Source organism: Paenibacillus darwinianus (assembly GCF_000598065.1).
Taxonomy (GTDB): domain Bacteria; phylum Bacillota; class Bacilli; order Paenibacillales; family Paenibacillaceae; genus Paenibacillus_I; species Paenibacillus_I darwinianus.
Genome location: NZ_KK082169.1, coordinates 1 through 21,076 on the forward strand (window position 1 = coordinate 1; position 21,076 = coordinate 21,076).

At 55.6% G+C, this 21,076-nt stretch carries 22 protein-coding genes, 3 tRNA genes and 1 pseudogene; 7 read left to right on the top strand and 19 right to left on the bottom strand.

Annotated elements, in window-relative coordinates; all coding sequences use genetic code 11:
* Together BG52_RS09500 and BG52_RS09505 are read right to left on the bottom strand one after the other, a co-directional pair.
* Window positions 1-261 (bottom strand): annotated as a pseudogene (locus tag BG52_RS09500) (amidohydrolase family protein); the annotation flags it as partial.
* Between the two features lie 181 nt (window positions 262-442).
* Window positions 443-1,438 carry a zinc-binding dehydrogenase gene (locus tag BG52_RS09505; protein WP_036584274.1) on the bottom strand — a complete coding sequence of 332 codons (996 nt, stop codon included), beginning with the start codon at window positions 1,436-1,438 and terminating at the stop codon, window positions 443-445.
* A 166-nt stretch (window positions 1,439-1,604) separates the two neighbouring features.
* Here BG52_RS09505 and BG52_RS09510 point away from each other — a divergent pair, with 166 nt between their 5' ends.
* Together BG52_RS09510 and BG52_RS09515 are read left to right on the top strand one after the other, a co-directional pair.
* A complete protein-coding gene (locus BG52_RS09510) occupies window positions 1,605-1,955 on the top strand; it encodes a DUF4190 domain-containing protein (protein WP_036584271.1) in 351 nt (116 codons plus the stop codon).
* Window positions 1,952-2,710, top strand: coding sequence for an exodeoxyribonuclease III (locus BG52_RS09515; RefSeq protein ID WP_036584270.1), 759 nt, complete (start codon window positions 1,952-1,954; stop codon window positions 2,708-2,710). The genes BG52_RS09510 and BG52_RS09515 overlap by 4 nt, the downstream gene beginning before the upstream one ends.
* A 189-nt stretch (window positions 2,711-2,899) precedes the next feature.
* On the opposite strand, the gene BG52_RS09520 is transcribed toward BG52_RS09515, so the two are convergent.
* Together BG52_RS09520 and BG52_RS09525 are read right to left on the bottom strand one after the other, a co-directional pair.
* Window positions 2,900-3,757, bottom strand: a complete 858-nt coding sequence (locus tag BG52_RS09520) for a sulfurtransferase (RefSeq protein ID WP_036584267.1) — start codon at window positions 3,755-3,757, stop codon at window positions 2,900-2,902.
* 130 nt (window positions 3,758-3,887) lie between these two features.
* Entirely contained in the window at window positions 3,888-5,156 is a 1,269-nt protein-coding gene (locus tag BG52_RS09525; RefSeq protein ID WP_036584264.1) for an MFS transporter, read from the bottom strand.
* 160 nt (window positions 5,157-5,316) lie between these two features.
* Here BG52_RS09525 and BG52_RS09530 point away from each other — a divergent pair, with 160 nt between their 5' ends.
* Window positions 5,317-5,844 (top strand): GNAT family N-acetyltransferase, encoded by a 528-nt coding sequence (locus BG52_RS09530; RefSeq protein ID WP_051588037.1) that lies wholly within the window; start codon window positions 5,317-5,319, stop codon window positions 5,842-5,844.
* Window positions 5,845-5,919: 75 nt separating this feature from the next.
* Here BG52_RS09530 and BG52_RS09535 read toward each other — a convergent pair whose 3' ends face one another.
* Together BG52_RS09535 and BG52_RS09540 are read right to left on the bottom strand one after the other, a co-directional pair.
* Window positions 5,920-7,200 carry an EAL domain-containing protein gene (locus BG52_RS09535; protein ID WP_036584262.1) on the bottom strand — a complete coding sequence of 427 codons (1,281 nt, stop codon included), beginning with the start codon at window positions 7,198-7,200 and terminating at the stop codon, window positions 5,920-5,922.
* A 142-nt stretch (window positions 7,201-7,342) separates the two neighbouring features.
* Window positions 7,343-7,636, bottom strand: a complete 294-nt coding sequence (locus BG52_RS09540) for a hypothetical protein (protein WP_036584260.1) — start codon at window positions 7,634-7,636, stop codon at window positions 7,343-7,345.
* 157 nt (window positions 7,637-7,793) lie between these two features.
* Here BG52_RS09540 and motA point away from each other — a divergent pair, with 157 nt between their 5' ends.
* The gene (gene motA / locus BG52_RS09545; protein WP_036584257.1) at window positions 7,794-8,594 is read left to right on the top strand and encodes a flagellar motor stator protein MotA; all 801 of its coding nucleotides are present in this window, start codon (window positions 7,794-7,796) and stop codon (window positions 8,592-8,594) included.
* Window positions 8,578-9,408: a flagellar motor protein MotB gene (motB, locus tag BG52_RS09550; RefSeq protein ID WP_036584255.1), complete on the top strand. Its 831-nt coding sequence runs from the start codon at window positions 8,578-8,580 to the stop codon at window positions 9,406-9,408. The genes motA and motB overlap by 17 nt, the downstream gene beginning before the upstream one ends.
* An 84-nt stretch (window positions 9,409-9,492) precedes the next feature.
* Here motB and rluF read toward each other — a convergent pair whose 3' ends face one another.
* Window positions 9,493-10,212, bottom strand: coding sequence for a 23S rRNA pseudouridine(2604) synthase RluF (gene rluF / locus BG52_RS09555; RefSeq protein WP_036667177.1), 720 nt, complete (start codon window positions 10,210-10,212; stop codon window positions 9,493-9,495).
* Between the two features lie 14 nt (window positions 10,213-10,226).
* Window positions 10,227-11,177, bottom strand: coding sequence for a ribose-phosphate diphosphokinase (locus BG52_RS09560; RefSeq protein WP_036584250.1), 951 nt, complete (start codon window positions 11,175-11,177; stop codon window positions 10,227-10,229).
* A 369-nt stretch (window positions 11,178-11,546) separates the two neighbouring features.
* On the opposite strand from BG52_RS09560, the gene tadA reads away from it, so the two are divergent.
* The gene (gene tadA, locus BG52_RS09565) at window positions 11,547-12,008 is read left to right on the top strand and encodes a tRNA adenosine(34) deaminase TadA (protein ID WP_036584247.1); all 462 of its coding nucleotides are present in this window, start codon (window positions 11,547-11,549) and stop codon (window positions 12,006-12,008) included.
* 110 nt (window positions 12,009-12,118) lie between these two features.
* Here tadA and BG52_RS15415 read toward each other — a convergent pair whose 3' ends face one another.
* A complete protein-coding gene (locus BG52_RS15415; protein WP_036584245.1) occupies window positions 12,119-12,307 on the bottom strand; it encodes a hypothetical protein in 189 nt (62 codons plus the stop codon).
* 125 nt (window positions 12,308-12,432) lie between these two features.
* Window positions 12,433-12,508 (bottom strand) — tRNA-Arg (locus BG52_RS09575).
* A gap of 172 nt (window positions 12,509-12,680) precedes the next feature.
* On the opposite strand from BG52_RS09575, the gene BG52_RS09580 reads away from it, so the two are divergent.
* A tRNA-Pro gene (locus BG52_RS09580) sits at window positions 12,681-12,757 on the top strand.
* A 127-nt stretch (window positions 12,758-12,884) separates the two neighbouring features.
* On the opposite strand, the gene BG52_RS09585 is transcribed toward BG52_RS09580, so the two are convergent.
* From BG52_RS09585 to guaB, 9 genes are all read right to left on the bottom strand, one after another.
* The gene (locus tag BG52_RS09585; protein ID WP_051588036.1) at window positions 12,885-13,937 is read right to left on the bottom strand and encodes a hypothetical protein; all 1,053 of its coding nucleotides are present in this window, start codon (window positions 13,935-13,937) and stop codon (window positions 12,885-12,887) included.
* 143 nt (window positions 13,938-14,080) lie between these two features.
* On the bottom strand, window positions 14,081-14,230 hold the full coding sequence (locus BG52_RS09590; protein ID WP_036584243.1) for a hypothetical protein: 150 nt from the start codon (window positions 14,228-14,230) through the stop codon (window positions 14,081-14,083).
* Window positions 14,231-14,269: 39 nt separating this feature from the next.
* Window positions 14,270-14,458 (bottom strand): hypothetical protein, encoded by a 189-nt coding sequence (locus BG52_RS09595; protein WP_036584240.1) that lies wholly within the window; start codon window positions 14,456-14,458, stop codon window positions 14,270-14,272.
* 150 nt (window positions 14,459-14,608) lie between these two features.
* Window positions 14,609-14,697, bottom strand: a tRNA-Ser gene (locus tag BG52_RS09600).
* Window positions 14,698-14,831: 134 nt separating this feature from the next.
* A complete protein-coding gene (serS, locus tag BG52_RS09605; RefSeq protein ID WP_036584237.1) occupies window positions 14,832-16,112 on the bottom strand; it encodes a serine--tRNA ligase in 1,281 nt (426 codons plus the stop codon).
* 59 nt (window positions 16,113-16,171) lie between these two features.
* On the bottom strand, window positions 16,172-16,753 hold the full coding sequence (gene pdxT / locus BG52_RS09610; protein ID WP_036584234.1) for a pyridoxal 5'-phosphate synthase glutaminase subunit PdxT: 582 nt from the start codon (window positions 16,751-16,753) through the stop codon (window positions 16,172-16,174).
* A gap of 60 nt (window positions 16,754-16,813) precedes the next feature.
* The gene (pdxS, locus tag BG52_RS09615) at window positions 16,814-17,701 is read right to left on the bottom strand and encodes a pyridoxal 5'-phosphate synthase lyase subunit PdxS (RefSeq protein WP_223298970.1); all 888 of its coding nucleotides are present in this window, start codon (window positions 17,699-17,701) and stop codon (window positions 16,814-16,816) included.
* A gap of 104 nt (window positions 17,702-17,805) precedes the next feature.
* Window positions 17,806-19,152, bottom strand: coding sequence for a D-alanyl-D-alanine carboxypeptidase family protein (locus BG52_RS09620; protein ID WP_036584232.1), 1,347 nt, complete (start codon window positions 19,150-19,152; stop codon window positions 17,806-17,808).
* A gap of 164 nt (window positions 19,153-19,316) precedes the next feature.
* Window positions 19,317-20,774, bottom strand: coding sequence for an IMP dehydrogenase (gene guaB / locus BG52_RS09625; protein WP_036584229.1), 1,458 nt, complete (start codon window positions 20,772-20,774; stop codon window positions 19,317-19,319).
* Window positions 20,775-21,076 lie beyond the last annotated feature (302 nt).

The window sequence follows — 21,076 nt, forward strand, 5'->3', positions numbered from 1 at the left end:
CTTCAAATACACCGGCTGGAAGATCGCCATGTCCACGTACCCCTTCACGAAGACGTCTTCCACGAGCGTATCCGCGCTGTACTTCAAGAACTTCTCCTTCGGCCACAAATACTCTTTCGGACTCAGGTTCTTGTGGTAGTCGTAAAAGCAGCTGATGAACTGGTCGCCCTGCACGTTCAATTGGTTCTCCTTGCTGCCGTCCCATAACGCGATGTGTGCGTCAACAATGAAGATTTCGTCTCCGTCCGGCATACGATACATGGTCATTCCTCCTTGAAGAGTGTAACCGCCATGTTTGGGAAGCGTTTTCATTCCTGCTTGTATTTGAGTATACTCCTTCAGGCAATCGAAATAAATGGATTTTTATACAACTATACAAGCTATTTTTCCGCTTATTTTTGTATGATTGAACATAGGATTGATGGCTCATCCTGGACCCGGGCTACCCGTCGATCCGAAAGCCGATCTTGCCGAATTGCTCCGCTTGGTCCATCCGTCGGAACGCATCCAAATATTCCCCTAACCCATAGATTCGATCGACAACTGGACGGATGCGGTGGCGTTCGATGAAGGCCAGCATTTCCCGATGTTCCTCTGCGCTGCCCATCGTCGTGCCAAGCAGGTTGTGATGGCCGTAGAAGAAATCGCGTACGTTCAGCTGCACGACGTCGCCCGCGGACGCGCCGAAGGTGACGATCGTGCCGCCGGTGCGCAGCCGGTCCAGCGACTTCTGGAACGTCGCCGCGCCGATGCTCTCGATCACGACGTCTACCTTCTCGCCGTCGAGTTGCGCCCCCCAGTCGCCGTCGCTGTCTAGTGCCTTGTCCGCGCCGAGCTCGAGCGCTCGGCGGCTCTTCTCCTTTGACCGCGACGTGACGTAGACGGTCGCTCCCGCCGCCTTCGCGAACGGCAGCAGAAAGAGCGCTGCACCCCCGCCGATGCCGGGAATCAACACCTTCATGCCGGGCTGGACGTTCGCCCGCGTGAAGAGCGCGCGGTACGCGGTGAGTGCCGCCAGAGACAGAACGCCCGCCTCTTCCCAGGTCAGCGCGCTCGGCTTCGGCAACACGTTCTCGACGGGCACCACGACCATCTCGGCGAACGTGCCATGTGACGGAAAGCCGAGAATCCCGAAGCTTGCGGGTGGCACGTCGCTCTTCTTTGACCATCCGAGGCCGGGATTAACGATGACTTCATCTCCGATGTGGATGCCTTGCACGCCCGGTCCTATCGCATCTATGCACCCCGCGCCGTCCGACCCCACGATTACAGCCGGATCCGTCGGTTGGTGACGATCCAAAATCAGCAAATCGCGGTGATTCAGCCCCGCGACCTTCAGCCGGATACGCACCTCCCCCGCCGCCGGCTCCCGCACCTCCATCTCCTTCATTCGCAGTCCCTCGAACCCGTTCTTTCCCTCATGCACAATCGCTCTCATGCGACAACCTCCTCTTTCTCTTCCATGGTAGCTAATACCGTAACTGTAGCAAATCCCTTTGAAGTCGACAATGGTTGAGAATGCGGGACTTTTATATATCTGCCGACTAACCATAAACGATGATCCGATGGTATAATGAAACCTATAAACCAAGAGGAGGCCCTTCATGGATCACCATTACTCTTCAGAACCCCCGAATCCATTTTCCCGGCCCCAGCCCCAACCGCCGAAAACCAACGGTAAGTCGATAGCGGCGCTGGTGCTCGGCATTCTGTCCATCGTCATTCCCTATCTAGGTCTGATCATCGGGATCATCGCGATTGTTTTCTCCTCCATCTCGCTGAAAGAGATCAAACGCTCGGGCGAACAGGGCAAAGGCCTGGCTATCGCCGGCCTGGTGTGCGGCATCGTCGGAACCGCCTTGTACGCCGTCATCATACTCATTGTCCTATTGGCGTTCTCCATTTTCTCCTCTTCGGGGGAATTCAACTACTCGGCCAATCTAGCTGACTTATGAGGCTGGTCTCCTGGAATGTAAACGGGTTAAGAGCGTGCGTCAACAAAGGCTTTCACGATTATTTCAAAGAAACGGCAGCCGATATTTTCTGCATTCAGGAAACGAAGCTGCAGGACGGGCAAATCAACATGGACAGCCTCGGGGAGTATTCGCAGTATTGGAATTATGCCCTCAAGAAGGGGTATTCCGGAACGGCTGTGTTTACGAGGATCAAGCCTCTTTCGGTGCGCTACGGCCTGGAGGCGGATGAGGAGCCCGAAGGGCGGATTCTGACGTTGGAATTTGACGCTTTCTATCTCGTCAATGTGTATACGCCGAATGCGCGCAGGGACTTGTCGAAGCTGGCCTATCGTTTGGAATGGGAAGAGCGGTTTCGCGGCTATTTGCAGGAGCTGGACGCACGCAAGCCGGTCATTATTTGCGGCGACTTGAATGTGGCCCATCAGGAAATCGATTTGAAAGATGCAAAATCCAACCACGGCAACTCCGGCTTTACCGCTGAGGAACGGGATAAAATGACACGACTGCTCGGCGCCGGATTTATCGATACGTTCAGGCAATTGTATCCGGATCGGACGGACGCCTATTCGTGGTGGTCTTACATGCCGAAGGTGCGGGAGCGGAACATCGGATGGCGCATCGATTATTTCCTCGTATCCGAGCGATTGCAGCCGCTGTTGATCGACGCTCGAATCGACTGCGACATCATGGGGAGCGACCATTGCCCCATCATTCTGGAGATTGCAGAGCCTTGAGTTCAGGCACGAGCCGGAATCGGGAAAAATAGGAACAGGAAAAGCTCCAGCTAATCTTGCCCGAATGCTGGCTTTGGGATCCTTTTGCGGGAAAAGCTCCCGTTCCATCCTGTGAGAATGCCTCCCGCAACGGTAACCTGCAGAAATACAGGGAGAAATTCCGTCCAATCCGGCACGTTTTATACTACTCTAAGCCTCTTCTTCGTCACCTGTCGCCACTGGGTTCTCCATATTCGACACCCAATCGCTCCAGCTTCCCGCATACAGCTTCACATTCCGAAAACCGGCCGCCTCCAGCGCGAACACATTCGGACAGGCCGTCACGCCGGAACCGCAGTAGACGATGATCTCGGCGTCCTTCGGCAGATCGGCGAACCGCTCAAGCTGCGCTTCGGCGCTCTTCCAATGGCCGCTCTCGTCAAGGCCGTACTTCCAGAACCGGTTTATCGCGCCCGGAATGTGCCCGGCCACCGGATCGATCGGTTCCGATTCGCCCGAATAGCGGAAGGCTTCCCGCGAATCGATCAGCACCGCGCCCGGCTTGCCGATCAACACACGCACGTCCGCCTGATCGACCGCCAGCTCCGGACGAATCCGCACCTCGTATGACACGCCCTCCGCCTGTGCCGGCACCTCGGCCGTCACAGGCCGCGCTTCAGCCGACCACTCGCCGAAACCTCCGTCGAGTATATACGCTTCTCCCGTATGTCCGGTATAACGAAGCAGCCAGCATAACCGGGACGCCATAGCCCCGCCTTGATCGTCGTAAGCGACGACTGTCGTTTCGTTGCCGATTCCCATCCGAGACAGGGCGACGGCCAGCTTGCCCGCATCAGGAAGCGGATGGCGTCCGCCCGCTCCGCCGGGGCGCTTCGGTCCCGATAAATCCTGTTCCAGGTCCGCATAATAGGCACCGGGTATATGCACCGCCAGATAAGCTTGACGCCCCGCAGCCGGATCATTAAGGGCAAACCTGCAATCCACGACGGCAAACCCTGCCTCGCCTAACCGGGCCGCCAGCCATTCCGTCGTAACCGTCCCTTTCATATAGCCATCCTCCTTCAACGATCCAACGATTCGTCAATCATCGATTCCTCAACACCGCGACCTTTTGCAGATCCCGCGCCCGATGCGTGCTGCACTGTATGGCGGCGAATCATCTTACCGCCCGACAGCTTTAGGCCTCTGAAGCTCGGCGCCTTCTCGCGTCGCGGCCCTGCTCAGCGTTTTCCGCAGCATCGCGGCCCGCCTGCACCGGCCTTGCCTCCGCCCGTTTGATCCGTTTGGCAGAGGCCGCCATCAGTCCCAGCAGCACAACCAGCATCGAAGAAGCGGCGACGAGCATCCACAGCGTAACCGCAGCATCGTATCGTTCCATGAACCACCCGGTCAACTTCGGCATCAGAGCGCCTCCCAGCCCTCCGGCTGCGATGAGCAGGCTCGTCGTCTTCTCGGTCATGCCCGTTATGCGTGCATTCACATACAGCAGGCCGATGGCGAACACCCCCGACCACAGCAGACCGTCAAGCCCGATCCACATCAGCCCGACGCCTCCGCCCCTGCTGAATGCGATCAAGGCCATCACAGCCGCTCCGGCCGCAGACGAGATGAGCAAATACCGAAAATAACCGCTCCATTCCGCTAATTTGCCGGAGAACAACCGGCCCGCCACCATCATCCCCCAGAAAATGCTGAGCGAGGAAGCGGCCGCGGCCTCGGTCATACCCGTATGCTCCTTCATAATCGCAGGCAAATAATTACTGAAGCTCATCTCCATGCCGACATAAATCGCAAAATAAACCATCCCGATGATCAACAAAGGCATCGCTGCACGGTTATACCGGACGGCAGGCTTCACAATCCCCTCGGCAGCCAATGGCCGCGAATATGCGAGCAGGTCGTCCGCCGCACCGAACGACATCGTCAGCCAGAGCAGCGTCGTGATGCCCGACAAGCCGGTGACGATCGGAAAAACCATCTGCCAGACGCCGGCATCGATCAGCAGCGCCGCGATCCCCGGCATCACGAGCGCCCCGAGGCCAAAAAACACCTCCAGCCGCGTCATCGCCTGCGCCTTGCGCTCGACCACAAATTCGATAATGACCGCGCCGAGCACCGCCTCCGTCAGCCCGAAGCCGAAGCCGGCGACCGGCGCGACGACGAGCATCCAATTCCAGGGCGGCAGGAGGCTGTAGGCCGCCTCCGCAGCGGTCAGCGCGCCGAGCGCCGCCAGCAGCGCGCTGCGCCTTCCGATTCTCCGCGTAATGTACGGCGCGGCCAATACCCCGAACAGAAAACCGAGAAACTGGTTCATAATCCACTGCCCGCCGTCCGCGTAATTGAGTCCGTAACGGTCCAGCACCTGAATCAGCACCGCGCCGGCCACGACATGGGCCATACCGATCACCAAATACGACAAGCAGCCTAACCAAATCAATTTGCGCATGAGTTCTCCTTCTGTACATCCGAGCTGTATCCGGTTGCATCCTGATATGCATTTCTCGTTTAAGTCCATCCCGGCATTCAACACCCATCATACCACGCAACTCCGGCCATTTGGTATACTGTTTACAACCGCATCGACGGCAAGGAGGTGGACATCGGCCATGATCCGCAATACAGGCTTGAATACCGCAGAAGAACTACCCGAACCTTTTCGGGGCATCCGGGTTATTCCTATGGAAGAAACGCACGGCACGCTCCTCTGTGCCTGGCGCTACAAGAAGCCGTATGACATTTTCAACTGGCCGGCATGGGAGCACATGACGGCACGCGCGGTCGAATTCGGCGATCCCGAGCTGCGCGCCGCGCAGTTCGCATCCGTTATGAATGAAGGCGGCGAGCTGATCGGCTTCGCGCAATTTTTCCCGATCACGGGCGTTACAAGGCTCGGCGTCGGCATGCGGCCGGACCTCTGCGGTCTCGGCGCCGGTTCCGCTTTCATCCGGGAGATTGCGGAAGAAGCGCGCCGCCGGACGCCGGGCAATGTCATTGACCTTGAGGTGCTCACGTGGAACAAAAGGGCGATCAAAGCCTACCGCAAAGCCGGCTTCATCGTGGAGAACACCTACTGGCGGCCAACGTCAATCGGTCCGGATGAATTTCACTGCATGGTTTATCGCCCCGGCAGTTGACACGCGGAGACAAGCTGACGGCGCGAAGAAAAGCCCTTCGCACGGCGCACGTCCGAGGGCTTTCAGAGTGTGACTCTATGATTGGCTGAGCTCCTGATGACGAGCATTCGGATCCGCGATATCCATAAACAGCATCGCCTCTGCCGTCACAGCGACGGACAACGTCCGAATCCACCGTCGCGAATCCAGATCGGCGTAAGTGCGGGATACGGAAGCGCGCAGCGGGCCTCGGAGCAGCAGCAGATCGGATAGAAAATACGGCCGCCAGCTCCAATTCGCCCCGCGATACTCCGGTTCCTTGCGCCACGCCCCATTCCATCTTCGATAATTGGATGACAGCTGCACGCCGTCCGCCCGGCACAAGTACACGCGGATGCAGGATGCTGGAACTTTGGCCAGCATGCGTTCCATTGCGGCGTCGTGCAGATCCGCCGTATCCGGCAGCATCGAACCGCTCTCCTCGACACCGTCCGTCAAATCCGCGAATCCGCTTATATCAAGCTCTTCCATTATCCGGTCTCCAAGCTCCCGCCAGTAGACTTCCACCTGACCGATCGTCTGCAAATGCTCCTTCAGGCCTGCTTCGACCACTCCGGCAAAAGCGTCCGGCTCCCGGAACTCCTGCTCCGCCGGCGCGAAGAGATAGCCCTGCACGTAACGCGCACCGATCTGAATCGCGCGCTGCAGATCATCGCCGGTTTCCACTCCCTCAATAAGAAGCGAAGCCCCGATCTGCTCCGCCAGCGTCGAGAAGGAACGGAGCACCCCCAAATATCCGCTGTGGCTGGCGCTTTGCTTCATCATATGAATATCCACTTTCAGCAAATTCGGCTGGATATGCGCGATCCGGTCCGCCGAATTGAAGCCGGTGCCCACATCGTCGATCGCGATCAGACAGCCTTTCCGCCTGTAGATGTCGATAATCTCACGCAGCTCGCCCATCGGCCCGGAATACGCTTCCTCGGTAATCTCGATTACAACTTTAGCCGGATCGATTCCGTATCGATCAAGCAATTGAAGCGTGTACAATTCACCCGTTTCCCGGTACATCCGCTGAATCCAGGACGGCTTCAGGTTCACGAATAGCATCGGCTGCCGGTCCCGCACAGCTCCCAGCTTCCTGAACGCTTCCTCGCGCAGCAGCCGGTCGATCCGCATCTGGTTCTCCACAGGAACGCGAGCGTCGCTCAGAAAAGGCCCCAGGCTTACGATTCCATCAGGCGTGCATTGCCGTCCGAGCACTTCATAACCGACGATGCGGCGGGTATCGAGCGCGAGGATCGGCTGAAAATGAGACATAACCGTTCTTACATCCGGGAAAGCCGGCACCGCTTTCGCTTCGGTGAAGTCAACCATGGCTGTCTCCCTCATTCAACACGATGTCACAAAAACTGACATAACGTTTTATTTCTGATTGTACGGGGAGTGCGGGCGTAAGTAAAGCATATTTCACGACATTGTCACAATCGCTCGCAGCCGTGCAGCCGTGCAGCCGTGCCTAGATCAAACGGACGATCCGAATTTCCGTGCCGTCCACCGACACTTCAATGACATGATGCTTCGGACGGTAGACGACAACGCCTGTCCCCACCTCGATCGAAGGCTGCTCGCCCAGCCCATAGAATACATCGTCCGCCAGCGCCTCCATCACCTCATGCCGCTCGCTCTCCTCAAGCACCTCCCATTCTTCCCCCGTCATATCGAAAAACGTGTAGCTGTCCGCAATCCCGCCAACCGCCTCGGTCAAATCCCGCAGAATGTCCTTATATTCCCGCGCATGCTTTACACCCATCCTGTTCCCTTCCCCCTCCTGAATGTTTCCTAGTAAACTTTACTCTAATATTCTCCACATTTCTGACGATAAATACTATAATGGATTTTGTTGAAAACGTTCGTTGTTTGCCGCAATTTGCTTGTATCGGTATTTACATTTGTTTATGGGGTGTATTATGGAAAAGTCAACTGTTATCGGAATCGCACTAGGATTGGTCGCCGTCGTATTCGGTATGTTCCTCAAGGGGGCGCCTATCGGTCAACTTATCAATCCAGCCGCGTATGTCATCATCCTGGTCGGCACGGCGGCCTCCCTGTTTATCGGATTTCCGCTTTCGGAAATCAAGAAATTCCCTACGCTTATCAAAATCGTGTTTCGCGAGCAAAAGCTCGTTCCACGTGAAGAATTGATCCGTATGTTCATGGATTGGGCGACGATCACCCGCCGTGAAGGTCTGCTTGCCCTTGAATCGAAAGTCGATGAAATTGAAGATCCGTTCCTCCGCAACGGGATGCGCATGATTATCGACGGCAACGATCAGGACTTCGTCCGGGACGTTCTGTTGGAGGAGGTAGCCGCCACGGAGGACCGCCATAAAGCCGGCGCGTTGATTTTTTCCCAGGCCGGCATGTATGCACCGACGCTGGGGGTTCTGGGCGCCGTAATCGGCCTGATCGCCGCACTGGCGGACATGAGCGATATGGGCGCCCTCGCCAAGGCAATCGCGGCAGCATTTATCGCTACACTGCTCGGTATCTTCACCGGATATGTGCTTTGGCATCCGATCGCCAACAAGCTGAAACGGCTTTCCAAACGGGAGTCCGAAATCAGGCTGATGATGGTCGAGGGCCTGCTCTCGATCCAATCGGGCGTATCCACTATCGCTATCAGCCAGAAGCTTTCCGTGTTCCTGACGCCGACCGAACGGAACGCCATGTCGGAAACGGAGGGCGCACCCGTTGAGCAAAAAGCATAAGCATGCAGAGCATGAAGAACACGCGGATGAAACCTGGCTCATTCCTTACGCAGACTTGTTGACGCTTCTTCTCGCTCTTTTTATCGTATTGTACGCAATGAGCTCCGTCGATGCGAAGAAATTTGAAGATATGAGCAAGGCGTTCAACATTGCGTTCAGCAGCGGCAAAGGCATACTTGATCAGTCAGCGGTCGTCACGAACGCCAACCAGATGAATGTGATAGACCAGACCAAACCAAACAGCGACGGGAATCAAACGATGAGTGAGAGGCAGCGGCAGCGGAAAGCGGAGTCACTCCGGCAGAAAGAGCAGCAGCAGCTCGAGAAGCTGAAGCGGCAGCTTGATCAATACATCCGGAACAACGGCCTGACCGCGCAGCTGAAGACGCAGCTGAACCAGTCCCAATTGCTGATCACCATCAGCAATACCGCCTTGTTCGACTCCGGCAGCGCGGACATTAAGCAAGAATCCCGCAAGCTCGCCACGACGATCGGCGCCATGCTGGAAGCTTATCCGGGCTACGAGATATCGGTTGCGGGCCATACGGACAACCAGCCCATTCATACAGCCGAGTTCCCATCCAACTATGAGCTAAGCGCCAAGCGCGCCATCAACTTCATGTCGATCCTGCTTGCGTCCGGCCATTTGGATCCGAAGCTGATCAGTCCGACGGGCTATGGCGAGTTCCGCCCAATCGCAACGAACGCCACCGCCGCCGGCAGAGCCAAGAACCGCCGCGTCGAGATTTCAATTATCCGCAAATATACGGATGCCGCCGCGACCGAGACGCTCACCGTTGCAGCGGAGCAATAACCCGATAGGCCCTAAGAAGATAAGACGGTCAGCCCCCTCCCCGCTACTGCGGAGTGTCTGCCCGTCTTATCGTCATGTTCACCCCTATTGTCCCCTGCCGTCTTGCCCCGCATCATAATTCAACAAATCGAACAAGGTCTTTTTCTCCTCCTGCGTTAAGTCGCGCCAGGAACCGACGGGCAGCTCGCCCAGCTTCACGTTCATAATCCGAATCCGCCTGAGCCGCCTTACCTGATAACCAAACGCCGTACACATGCGGCGAATTTGCCGGTTGCGCCCTTCGGTGAGCACGATCCGGAACACCCGGTCCGTCACGCGCGTGACCTTGCAAGGCAGCGTCATGCTTCCGAGTATACGAACCCCGCTGCTCATGCCTTGCAAGAATGCAGGCGTAATCGGCTTGTCTACCGTTACGATATATTCCTTCTCATGCCGCCCTTCGGCGCGCAGCACCTTATTGACGATATCGCCATCATTCGTGAGCAATATGAGTCCTTCGGAATCCTTGTCCAGACGGCCGATCGGAAAAATCCGTTCCCGATGCCCGACAAAATCTACGATGTTTTCTTTCACGTGGCTCTCGGTCGTGCTCGTAATGCCGACCGGCTTGTTAAGCGCGATATACACATGGCTTTTATGTTCGCCGATCGGTTTGCCGTCGACTCTGACGTCATCTCCCGATTCGGCCTGGCTGCCAAGCTCGGCTTTCACGCCATTAATCGTCACTCTGCCGCTATCGACCAGCTTATCGGCTTCTCTGCGGGAGCAGTAGCCGCTCTCGCTGATGAACTTGTTAATGCGCACTTGTCGATTCTCCTCTAGATTCCGCGTGATTTAAACAAGGTCGCAATGGAACCGCCGTCGACGATCGCCCGAATCGCTTCGGTAATGAGATTGCTCATCGTGATGACCACCAGCTTGTCCGATTCGCTCGTATGCTGCAGGATTGAATCCGTCACTACGATTTCCTTAATGTGCGGATGCTCCAGCTTGGCGAGCGCATTGCCAGAGAAAAGCCCGTGTGTAGCAACCGCGATGCATGCCTTGGCGCCGCTCTCGGCCAGCTGATTGACCACGCCGAGTATCGTCTTGCCCGTATCGATCATATCCTCGACGATGATCGGGGTCATGCCCGCAACGTCGCCGATGACATGCGTAGTCTCCTCTCCGGTCTGATTGTCCTTATTCGTGACGACAATGGCGAACGTGGCATCCATATAGTTGGCCAGCTTCTCCGCCGTTGACGCCCTCCCGGCGTCCGGCGACACAATGACGGGATTCTCGATCGATTTGCTCTTCAAATATGCCGTCAGTTCATCCAGCGCCGTCAGATGGTCAACCGGAAAGTTGAAAAATCCCTGGATCGCAGCGGTATGCAGGTCCAAGGTGATGATCCGCGAGGCGCCCGCCGCATACAGCAAATCCGCCACCAGCTTCGCCGATATGGCTTCCCTAGGCGCCCTTTTCCTCTCCTGGCGGGCGTAGCCGTAGTAGGGCATAATGATATTAATCGTTTTGGCCGACGCTCTTTTCGCCGCATCGATCATGACCAGCAACTCCATAAAATGCTCGTTGATTGGGTCAGACAGGGATTGCACGATAAAAATGTCGCAGGTTCGGATCGGTTCTTTATAGGCAACGTAGACTTCGCCGTTTTCGAACCGCGATATTTTCACATCCCCCAGCGGCATTCCCAGCTTATCGCATATGTTCGCTGCCAATGGTATATTCGAAGAACCGGCAAATATTTTAACCTTATCCCTAATCATGAATTAACCTCCGTAGACCGCCTGATTGTTTCTGTCATTATAATAAATTTTCTGGAAAATTGCACACGCCCTTAAGTTGACCCGCATCGAATAATCGTTCAAAATGGACAAGCGACGACACATCCTTTTAGAAACGGTCTTTTATGCGATCATATCATACTTATATCCAATATTTACTCTAATACTTGTTTTATCCTCAAAAAATATACCCACAGTGTGCACAACTATATGGAAAACGTTAAAGTTATCCACAATTATATTCACATCCTGTTAACAACGAATGCCTGTTCGCGGCATAATTCGATTCGTTTCGACAAAAAATAGTGACCCGGTGAACAGGATAATGGAAAGGAAGACATTCGCGTGATAATGTCCGAGGAAGACCGCATCTTTATGCAAGAAGCAATCGCCGAAGCCGGCATGGCCGAAGAAATCCGGGAAGTCCCGATTGGAGCGGTTATTGTCCGGCAGGGGGAAATTATCGCCAGGGGCCACAATTTGAGGGAGACGCTGAACGACCCTACCGCCCATGCGGAAATGATCGCCATTAAAAAAGCCAGCGAACGCCTGAACGCCTGGCGGTTGCTGGATTGCACGTTGTATGTAACGCTCGAGCCCTGTCCCATGTGCGCCGGTGCGATCGTACAAGCCCGGATCGGCCGAGTCGTGTATGGCACCTCCGATCCGAAGGCAGGATGCGCGGGAACGCTCATGAATTTACTGCGCGAAGAACGGTTCAATCATATGGCGGTCGTCGAATCCGGCGTTCTCCAGGAGGAATGCGCCTCTATGCTGACTCAATTTTTTCGGCGGCTGCGCGGAAAGCTATAGATGAGGCTTCGACTTGCTTGCGCTTACCAAACGTCCGCTGAGCTGCAGCTGCTTGTCCATATCCGCATAGGGTGAAAAAATGAAGATAAGCCGGAGAAGCCCGGCTCCGGTCAGGAGAGCCGATGCGGTTTACGTTCCCGCTCCATTGCGCGCATAGCGTCATTACACGCGGCGAGATACGCCACAAGCCGGTCGCATCGGTAGGTGAACGCCCTGGGCTTGGGCGTAGACGGATTATGGTCGATATAGGTTGCAAGCTTGCGCGTGGCAAACCCGATCCGGTCGATGGTGCTTTTCATCGCAATCCCCCCTAGCCTAATGCTTTCTCTGAGAGAATTCGATGGCCTGCAGCCGTTTAGGTCCGTGATGCACCAAAAAACCTCCGCGTGAAATGCGCCGAGGTCGAATATACCCGTCAAATGAATGGCGGCCCCGAGACGACTCGAACGTCCGACACACGGTTTAGGAAACCGATGCTCTATCCACTGAGCTACGGGGCCACAGCAATGAATATTATAACACAAACCATTATCGGGTCAAAAGACAATTTTCGCACCAGCATCATCCGGTCCCTAAACCCTTGCTGCGCAAGAGATTCCGACCGTTTTCATCTTTACAACCGAGCTTATTTATGCTAATATTTGCTTGCCTTCTTTGGTCGCCATCTATTATCGAGACGTGGCTCAGCTTGGTAGAGCGCTTGCTTCGGGAGCAAGAGGTCGCAGGTTCAAATCCTGTCGTCTCGACCATACCTGTAACTTTGGAAAGCCTTGAATTTCAAGGCTTTTTTCTATACACAAATCAGGCCCGCTTCGCTCCGCAAAAAATAACCCGCATCCGTTCCCCGGATGCGGGTTATTTATCTTATTCACCTGTTTACAGTGCAGGTCCCATAAACGAGTTCATGAGTTCTTCCATCGACATGGCATCCTTCGGAATGCCGATCGGGAACTCCACTTTCTCGTTAATGTTGCTGTAACGCGTTGTGAAGGTCAATCCGGCCTTCGCCGTCTCGCCTTCTTGCGTATAGTCGAGATCGGCTTTGGCTACCTGATACACAGGCAGTTCGTCGACAATCGCCGTCGTCAAGCTCAGATCGTTCACCTTGGCGTTCTTCTTGAACTCGTCAAGCCCTTTGCGCAGCTCGCTGCGGTCGCCCTCGGCCAAATCCTTCTTCGCCTGTTCCAGATCCGCCTTCTCCAACTGGAACGTCTTCCGGTAGTCCTCGTTGTTCAAGAGCAAGTCGATGATCTCAGGCGCGACTTTATCGACGATGGTCATGACCAACGGCTCGAACGTTTCCTGCGTCACATTGAACTTAACGATTTGATTCGGCTTAACATCCTCCGGCAAACCGGCCACTTCGTCCTTTTTCACTTCCGTGAAGTAGGTCTTCTCATCGAAATGTTTGAAGAAGATGCCAGCCATGTCCTCAGTCATTTTGCGCTGCTTGTTGATGTCTAGCTCCGGTACCCCAACGCCTTGCTCCTCGGCCAGCTGCTTCATATCGATTTCCACGAATTTGCCTGCGGCATCGCCAAGCGGGAAGCCCGGTATTTGCGGAATTTTCACCCACATTTTATCCTGCGTCAGGATCATAAGGACGTTCAGCGAGAATGCCATGTCGCCCCTTAGATCAAGCTTAAGCGTCATTTCCATCTGCATCGGATCGGCCTGATAGACGCCGTCGATATTCAACGTAGCGTTCTTGACCATGTCCACCATGCTCGGATCCATGCCCTCCAGCAATGATGCCGGCAATTCCAGCTTATCGACCGCAAGCGCGCTCGTAAACGTGTACGAGTTCATCTCCATCGATTTGGTGAACGCGGTTTCTATGGCTTCTTTAGGCGCCTTGGCGGTGCTGCATCCAGCCAAAACAACCATTGCGGCAGAGATAAGTAATACAACTTGCATCAAACGTTTCAAAACCTTTTCCCCTCCCAAGGAATGAATTCGAAGAACATCTTTTCATTCTAAACCATCCTTGGGCTGCGGGAAAGGAAAAGTTGTCTAAAGACCTATGTTTTTGTTTTCAACTACGTCGGAATGTGAAGGGTTGGCCTTCAATGTTAGCCTTCACCGTTATTATGCCGAGAATGGTTGTTCTGCTTCACCTGCTTGGAGCCGGACATCGGCTCCTGCGGAGGATTGTGATCCTGCCGCCGGCGGCCCTGATTAGGCGTTGCCTCCGGAACAGGCACGGAATCGGGCTTGCTCATTCTGTTCATCCTCTCTCGCCTGACGGAAAGGTCTCCCGCCTATGCGTGTGTTAAGTCATGCAGCGCCTGTGCGCATATTATCAAATGTGTACATCGGAGCGCTTTCGGGTCGGCTTCATCGGCCATCACTTCACTTTGATCCGAAGGGTTCATCACCGTTGGCAGCGTTCTCTGCCATGCATCCTTGAGCTGGTTATGATCCACAAACCGTTCATCGATTTTAACCATCGCATTCCACCTCCGTAGATCATAACATGCGGAGTTTTCATTCCGATTATGCGGGAATCCGCACACAAAAACGCCAGAGCCGCCGCTCCGCCAAGCCCTTCGTTTCAAGGGCCGGCGCAGCTGCTTCTCTGGCACTGTATTCGGTATGTATGGCGGAGAGAGTGGGATTCGAACCCACGTGGGCTTGCACCCTAACGGTTTTCAAGACCGCCCCGTTATGACCGCTTCGGTATCTCTCCATGATGTAAGGTGCTGCCGAGCATTGCGCACCTGCGCACACTCAGACAATACAAAATCTATTGTACCACAGGGCAAAAAAAGACCGCAATCCTTCTTTGCCCTTTGGCACCCATTTCCTTATCAATTTCATTGGTTAAGCTTTGCGGATTGCCTCGAGCCCGCCCATATAAGGACGAAGCGCCTCCGGAATCGTCACCGATCCGTCCGCCTGCTGATAATTCTCGAGCACAGCGGCGACCGTGCGTCCGACCGCGAGGCCTGAGCCGTTCAACGTATGAACGAATTCCGGCTTGCTTCTCGGCTCGCGGCGGAACCGGATATTGGCCCGGCGCGCCTGAAAGTCCTCCACGTTCGAACAGGACGATATTTCGCGGTATGAATCGCCGCTCGGCAGCCATACCTCCAGATCATACGTTTTCGCCGCTGTGAAGCCTATATCACCGGTGCAGAGTGCCAGCACCCGGTAGGGAAGGCCAAGAAGCTGCAGCACCTTCTCCGCATTGGCGGTCATCGACTCGAGCTCGGCATACGAATCCTCCGGCTTGGTGAATTTAATCAGCTCGACCTTGTTGAATTGATGCTGCCGAATTAAGCCGCGCGTATCGCGCCCGGCCGCGCCGGCTTCGGAGCGGAAACAAGCGGAGTATGCGGTGTAATATTTCGGAAGCTGCTCCGCATCTAGAATCTCTTCGCGATGCAGATTCGTTACCGGCACCTCGGCGGTTGGAATCAGATAATACTCCGTCCCCGCCAGCTTGAACAGATCCTCTTCAAACTTGGGAAGCTGCCCGGTCCCCCGCAGACTGTCGCGGTTGACGATCTGCGGCGGAAGCAGCTCCACATACCCGTGCTTGTCGCTGTGCAGGTCCATCATAAAGCTGATAAGCGCCCGCTCCAAACGCGCACCCAAGCCGCGGTAGAAAACGAAGCGCGAACCGGTCACCTTCGCTGCGGATTCGAAATCGAGTATGCCGAGCTCGACCGCCAAATCCCAATGCGGCTTCGGCTCAAAATCAAACCGGCGCGGCTCGCCCTGCTTGCGGATCTCGACATTGTCGTCCTCCGATGCGCCAACCGGCACGCTTTCATGCGGTATATTCGGCACAGACAGCATCAGCTCGTCAATCTGCGCTTCCGCCTCCCGCAGCTCCTCGTCCAGTTCCTTAATCCGGTCGCCCACCTCGCGCATTTCCGCAATCAGCGCCTCGGCGTCGCCGCCGCTTTTTTTCAGCCGGGCCACCTCTTGCGATACCGTGTTGCGGCGATTCTTTAGCTGCTCCGCCTCCTGCAGCACGGCGAGCCGCTTGGCATCCAGAGCCGGGAAGTCGGCGATCAGCTCGAACGGCTTGTGCCGGTCGTTCAGCGCCCGTTTCACTTTATCGAAATCGTTACGAAACAGCTTTACGTCTAACACGTGTTATAGAAGCCCCTCTCTAAAGGGTGGTCTGGTGAATGTGGATTTCATCAGCCGGTTCAATTCGTACCGACAACATCCTTCGCCATCGACAGGAAATACGCATGCAGCGCATAGTCGTCAGTCAGCTCGGGATGATACGAACACGCAAGCAGATGCCCTTGACGGGCAGTCACGATTTCGCCGTTATGCGTGGACAGCACGTCTACGCCGTCACCGACTTCCTTAATTAGCGGAGCCCGAATAAATACGGCGCGCAGCGGTGCATCCAGCCCCTTGACGTCGAGCTCGGTCTCAAAGCTTTCCCGCTGCCGGCCGAACGCGTTGCGAGCGACCGTCATATTCATCAGCGCGAGATGCGCTTCTTCCTGGCCATCGATCTTATCGGCCAGGACGATCAATCCCGCGCACGTGCCGAACACCGGCTTGCCTTGCGCGGCAAAATCACGAATCGCGTTCATGAAACCGTATTTGCGCATGAGCTTCCCGATCGTGGTGCTCTCCCCGCCGGGAATGACGATGCCGTGGAGCTCATCCAACTGGTCGGTGCGCTTTACCGCGACCGCTTCGGCGCCCGCCCGTTCCAGGCTGCGCATATGTTCTGCTACCGCGCCTTGCAGCGCGAGTACGCCAATTTTCATACCTTCGTCACGCCTTTCTGCCTTGCCTTGCCCCTGCCGGTTACCAAATGCCTCAGCCGCTTACAGGCTGCGGTCCTGCATCCGGTCCGAGCCCACCAGCTTCGAAATTTCGATGCCCTTCATCGGCGTGCCGAGATTTTTGGACACTTCCGCAATGAGCTTGTAATCGTCGAAATGGGTCGTCGCTTCCACGATCGCCTTGGCGAATTTCTCAGGGCTGTCCGATTTGAAAATACCAGAGCCGACGAATACGCCGTCCGCGCCCAGATGCATCATCAAGGCCGCGTCCGAAGGCGTCGCCACGCCACCTGCCGCGAAGTTGACCACCGGCAGCTTGCCGCTTTGGTGAATCTCAAGCAGCAGATCGTAAGGCACTCCCAGCACTTTAGCTTCATTGAAAAGCTCATCCTTGGACATGCCCTGTACCTTGCGGATTTGACCAGTGATCAGACGCATATGGCGAACCGCTTCCACGATGTTGCCCGTTCCCGGCTCCCCTTTCGTGCGAAGCATCGATGCGCCTTCCTGAATGCGGCGCAGCGCCTCGCCCAGATCCTTCGCTCCGCATACGAAAGGCACCGTGAATTCATGCTTGTCGATATGGAATACGTCATCAGCCGGCGTGAGCACCTCGCTCTCGTCGATATAATCGACGCCGAGGGATTCCAGCACCTTCGCTTCCACGTAATGTCCGATCCGGGTCTTCGCCATGACCGGAATCGAAACGACCTTCATAACCTCTTCCACCATCGTCGGGTCGACCATGCGCGCAACGCCGCCCGCCGCGCGGATTTCCGAAGGCACACGCTCGAGTGCCATAACGGCCACGGCACCTGCCGCTTCGGCGATTTTCGCCTGCTCGACGTTCATGACGTCCATAATGACGCCGCCTTTTTGCATTTCCGCCATTCCGCGTTTAACCGTTGTCGTTCCCGTTTCAATCGCCATGGATCTTAGCCTCCCGTTTATCAAACGTTCCGTAATTGTACTAATCTCATATTTTACATGAAGCCGCCTCCGGCAACAAGCCACCTTCGGAAGCAGGTACCAAGCTAGAACAAATCAACGATCCCGCTGAACAGCCCTGCGAAGAAGTTCCGTACTCCGCGGAACATGAGCCGCCACCAGCTGCCCTTCTTGGCCTCTTCCGACGTCACCAGGTTGACCGTTTTCTGAAGCTGCTTGCCGCTGCCATCGGTGTAGGCGTAAGTCACCGTGCCGACAGGCTCTCCCGCCGGGATCGGAGCCACCAGCTCATCCGCCGGCTTCACCTTTGTCTCAAGCACTTCGACCTTCGATTCGCCGCCCTTGCGCACGAGAAACGTAACATCCGTTTCGGTCACGACTGCCACGTTCGTTTTTGCGCCTTTGCTTATTTTGACCGTCTTAACGTTTTCTACTACGGACTTCGGGGCAACGATCGTTTTAGACTCGAAGTTATTGAAGCCGTAATCGAACAGCTTCGCCGTTTCGAAAAAGCGCGACTGCATCGTCTTGGCGCCCATCACGACGCTGATCAAGCGCATGCCGTTGCGTTCCGCGGTTCCCGTGAAGTTATAACCGGATTCGGCGATATAACCTGTCTTCATCCCGTCTACGCCTTCATAAGCAAACTGTTTGAAATTCGTTACGTCCTTGTTCGACTCGAGCATCCAGTTCCAGTTGATCATGGGCTTCGTGTCGCGCGGACGGAACTTGTAGCTGGGTATGCTCGAATACTTAAGAAAATCAGGATCTTCGCGAAGAATGATTTCCGCCAGCTTCGCCGTGTCGCGCGCCGTGATGATCGTATCCGCCTGGAGTCCGGTTGCGCCTGTGAATCTTGCTGTCTTGAGCCCAAGCGTCGCAGCAGTTTCGTTCATGAGGTCAACGAAGCCGGCTTCGGACCCTGCGATGTGGGAAGCCAGTGCGATCGTCGCGTCATTGGCAGAGCCGACCGCCATCGCAATATACAAATCCTCGACCGAATGCTGATCGCCTTCCGCCAAATAGATCTGGGAGCCGTCGACCGGCGTTGATGCCGCTTCCTTGCTCGTCGTCACCATCGTATCCCACGTGAGCTGTTTATTCTTAATCTTCTCCAATACGATATATTCGGTCATCATCTTCGTCATACTCGCCGGCGGGCGCGGCTGATCCGCATTCTGCTCATACAGCACCTGCCCGGTAGCGGCATCGATCAATATCGCGGCGGCGACGCCGTCACCAAGCGTAAAAGAACCACCCGGCGCCGCGCTCACGCCTGCACCTGTATCCGACTTGTTGTCGCTCGCTGCATACGAGGCGGCGGTACCAAGAGTCATGACTACCATCCATACGGCTAAAAAGCTCGAAACGGCCCGTTTGCACACGGCCGCTCTCCGATTCCATTTCAACTTCCCTTTCTCCCCTTCATCCATTAGTTTGTCGTTCCTAATTGTAACACAGTCCCTCATAGGAGAAAACCAAGTTGCTAGAGTAGGCATAGAATAGAACTTGTCGACATGCGAAAAAACAGACAGAAAACCGGGCCGTCAGCCGGCCGGCTTCTGTCTGCCTTGAATCCTGTTGCGCGTGAGTCGGATTACATGGAATAGTTGGGTGCTTCCTTCGTGATTTGCACATCGTGCGGATGGCTTTCCCGCAGTCCGGCTCCGGTAATGCGTACGAACTGCGTATCGCTCCGCAGCTCCTCGATTGACTTCGTGCCGCAGTAGCCCATGCCTGAGCGAAGTCCGCCAATCAGCTGGTGAACCGTGTCGGCCAGCGGCCCTTTGTAGGCTACGCGTCCCTCGATGCCTTCCGGTACAAGCTTGTTCTCATTTTCCTGAAAATAACGGTCCTTGCTGCCTTCCTTCATCGCGCCGAGCGAGCCCATGCCGCGATACACCTTGAACCGGCGGCCCTGATAGATCTCCGAATCGCCAGGACTTTCCTCGGTACCGGCAAAAAGGCTGCCGATCATGATGCAGCTTGCGCCTGAGGCGATCGCCTTAGTGATGTCGCCGGAATATTTGATTCCGCCATCGGCGATGATCGGCACGCCGTACTTCTTGGCAACCGTAGCGCAATCATAGATCGCCGTTACTTGCGGCACGCCGATGCCTGCGATGATGCGTGTCGTGCAAATCGAGCCCGGACCGATGCCCACCTTGACTACCGAAGCGCCCGCCTCTATGAGATCGCGCGTCGCTTCACCGGTCGCAACGTTGCCTGCTATAATCACCAGATTCGGATATTTTCTGCGCAAGCTGCGGACGGTCTCGATAATGTTTACGTGATGGCCGTGCGCCGAATCGACAACAAGCACATCGACACCCGCTTGCACGAGCGCCTCCGCTCTCTCGAACGTATCCTTTGAGATGCCGACCGCCGCTCCGCACAGCAGACGACCCTGCTTGTCCTTGGCCGCGCTGGGGAACTGAATCGCCTTCTCGATATCCTTGATAGTTATGAGACCTTTCAGCGTATTCGACTCATCGACCAGCGGCAGCTTCTCGATCTTATGCTTCTGGAGCAGCACCTCCGCCTGCTGGAGCGTCGTTCCAACTGGTGCGGTGACCAAATTCTCATGCGTCATGACGTCCTTGATCTTTATTGAATAATCATGTACGAACCGCAGATCCCGATTGGTCAGAATGCCGACAAGCTTCTGCTCCCCATCCACGATCGGCACGCCGGAGATCCGGTATTTGCCCATCAATTCTTCTGCGTCATAGACATGATGCTCGGGCGTCAACGAGAATGGATTCGTAATGACGCCGCTCTCCGAACGTTTGACGCGATCGACCTCTTCAGCCTGTTGGGCCACCGACATGTTCTTGTGAACGATACCAATGCCGCCCTCACGAGCTATCGCAATCGCCAATGCCGCCTCGGTGACCGTGTCCATACCGGCGCTGATGAGCGGAATATTCAGCTTGACGGTATCGCTCAGCCTCACGGATACGTCCACCTCACGCGGCAGTACCTCAGACTTCCGAGGAACGAGCAGCACGTCGTCGAAGGTCAGCCCTTCCTTGGCGAACTTAGTTTCCCACACGATGATGTTCCTCCCTAATTACGTATTACGAAGCGAAAATGACGTTCCCCCCGCGCATATTATTGCAATAGTAGCAGAGGGGTATAGGGCTGTCAAGGCAACGCAGGGTTCGATATTTGACAGGTAAAAGGTGACTCTCAAAGTCCGCTTTCATGCCTGCTTGAACGCTTGTTGGGGGCGCCGGATTGGTTAGCCGATACAGGGATTTTATAAGAATAATCAGACATATCCGGTTCGAGCTTTCCCAGTGGCTTAGGCCTGGCAATCGTGCCCGGCCTAACCTGCCGTTCCGGCTGCGGCTC

Bases quoted from the DNA above. Each gene is read 5' to 3' on its own strand.
- BG52_RS09505 (WP_036584274.1), bottom strand. From the start codon at position 1,438: ATGAGAGCGATTGTGCATGAGGGAAAGAACGGGTTCGAGGGACTGCGA.
- BG52_RS09510 (WP_036584271.1), top strand. From the start codon at position 1,605: ATGGATCACCATTACTCTTCAGAACCCCCGAATCCATTTTCCCGGCCC.
- BG52_RS09515 (WP_036584270.1), top strand. From the start codon at position 1,952: ATGAGGCTGGTCTCCTGGAATGTAAACGGGTTAAGAGCGTGCGTCAAC.
- BG52_RS09520 (WP_036584267.1), bottom strand. From the start codon at position 3,757: ATGAAAGGGACGGTTACGACGGAATGGCTGGCGGCCCGGTTAGGCGAG.
- BG52_RS09525 (WP_036584264.1), bottom strand. From the start codon at position 5,156: ATGCGCAAATTGATTTGGTTAGGCTGCTTGTCGTATTTGGTGATCGGT.
- BG52_RS09530 (WP_051588037.1), top strand. From the start codon at position 5,317: ATGATCCGCAATACAGGCTTGAATACCGCAGAAGAACTACCCGAACCT.
- BG52_RS09535 (WP_036584262.1), bottom strand. From the start codon at position 7,200: ATGGTTGACTTCACCGAAGCGAAAGCGGTGCCGGCTTTCCCGGATGTA.
- BG52_RS09540 (WP_036584260.1), bottom strand. From the start codon at position 7,636: ATGGGTGTAAAGCATGCGCGGGAATATAAGGACATTCTGCGGGATTTG.
- motA (WP_036584257.1), top strand. From the start codon at position 7,794: ATGGAAAAGTCAACTGTTATCGGAATCGCACTAGGATTGGTCGCCGTC.
- BG52_RS09560 (WP_036584250.1), bottom strand. From the start codon at position 11,177: ATGATTAGGGATAAGGTTAAAATATTTGCCGGTTCTTCGAATATACCA.
- tadA (WP_036584247.1), top strand. From the start codon at position 11,547: ATGTCCGAGGAAGACCGCATCTTTATGCAAGAAGCAATCGCCGAAGCC.
- BG52_RS15415 (WP_036584245.1), bottom strand. From the start codon at position 12,307: ATGAAAAGCACCATCGACCGGATCGGGTTTGCCACGCGCAAGCTTGCA.
- BG52_RS09590 (WP_036584243.1), bottom strand. From the start codon at position 14,230: ATGAGCAAGCCCGATTCCGTGCCTGTTCCGGAGGCAACGCCTAATCAG.
- BG52_RS09595 (WP_036584240.1), bottom strand. From the start codon at position 14,458: ATGGTTAAAATCGATGAACGGTTTGTGGATCATAACCAGCTCAAGGAT.
- pdxT (WP_036584234.1), bottom strand. From the start codon at position 16,753: ATGAAAATTGGCGTACTCGCGCTGCAAGGCGCGGTAGCAGAACATATG.
- pdxS (WP_223298970.1), bottom strand. From the start codon at position 17,701: ATGGCGATTGAAACGGGAACGACAACGGTTAAACGCGGAATGGCGGAA.
- BG52_RS09620 (WP_036584232.1), bottom strand. From the start codon at position 19,152: ATGGATGAAGGGGAGAAAGGGAAGTTGAAATGGAATCGGAGAGCGGCC.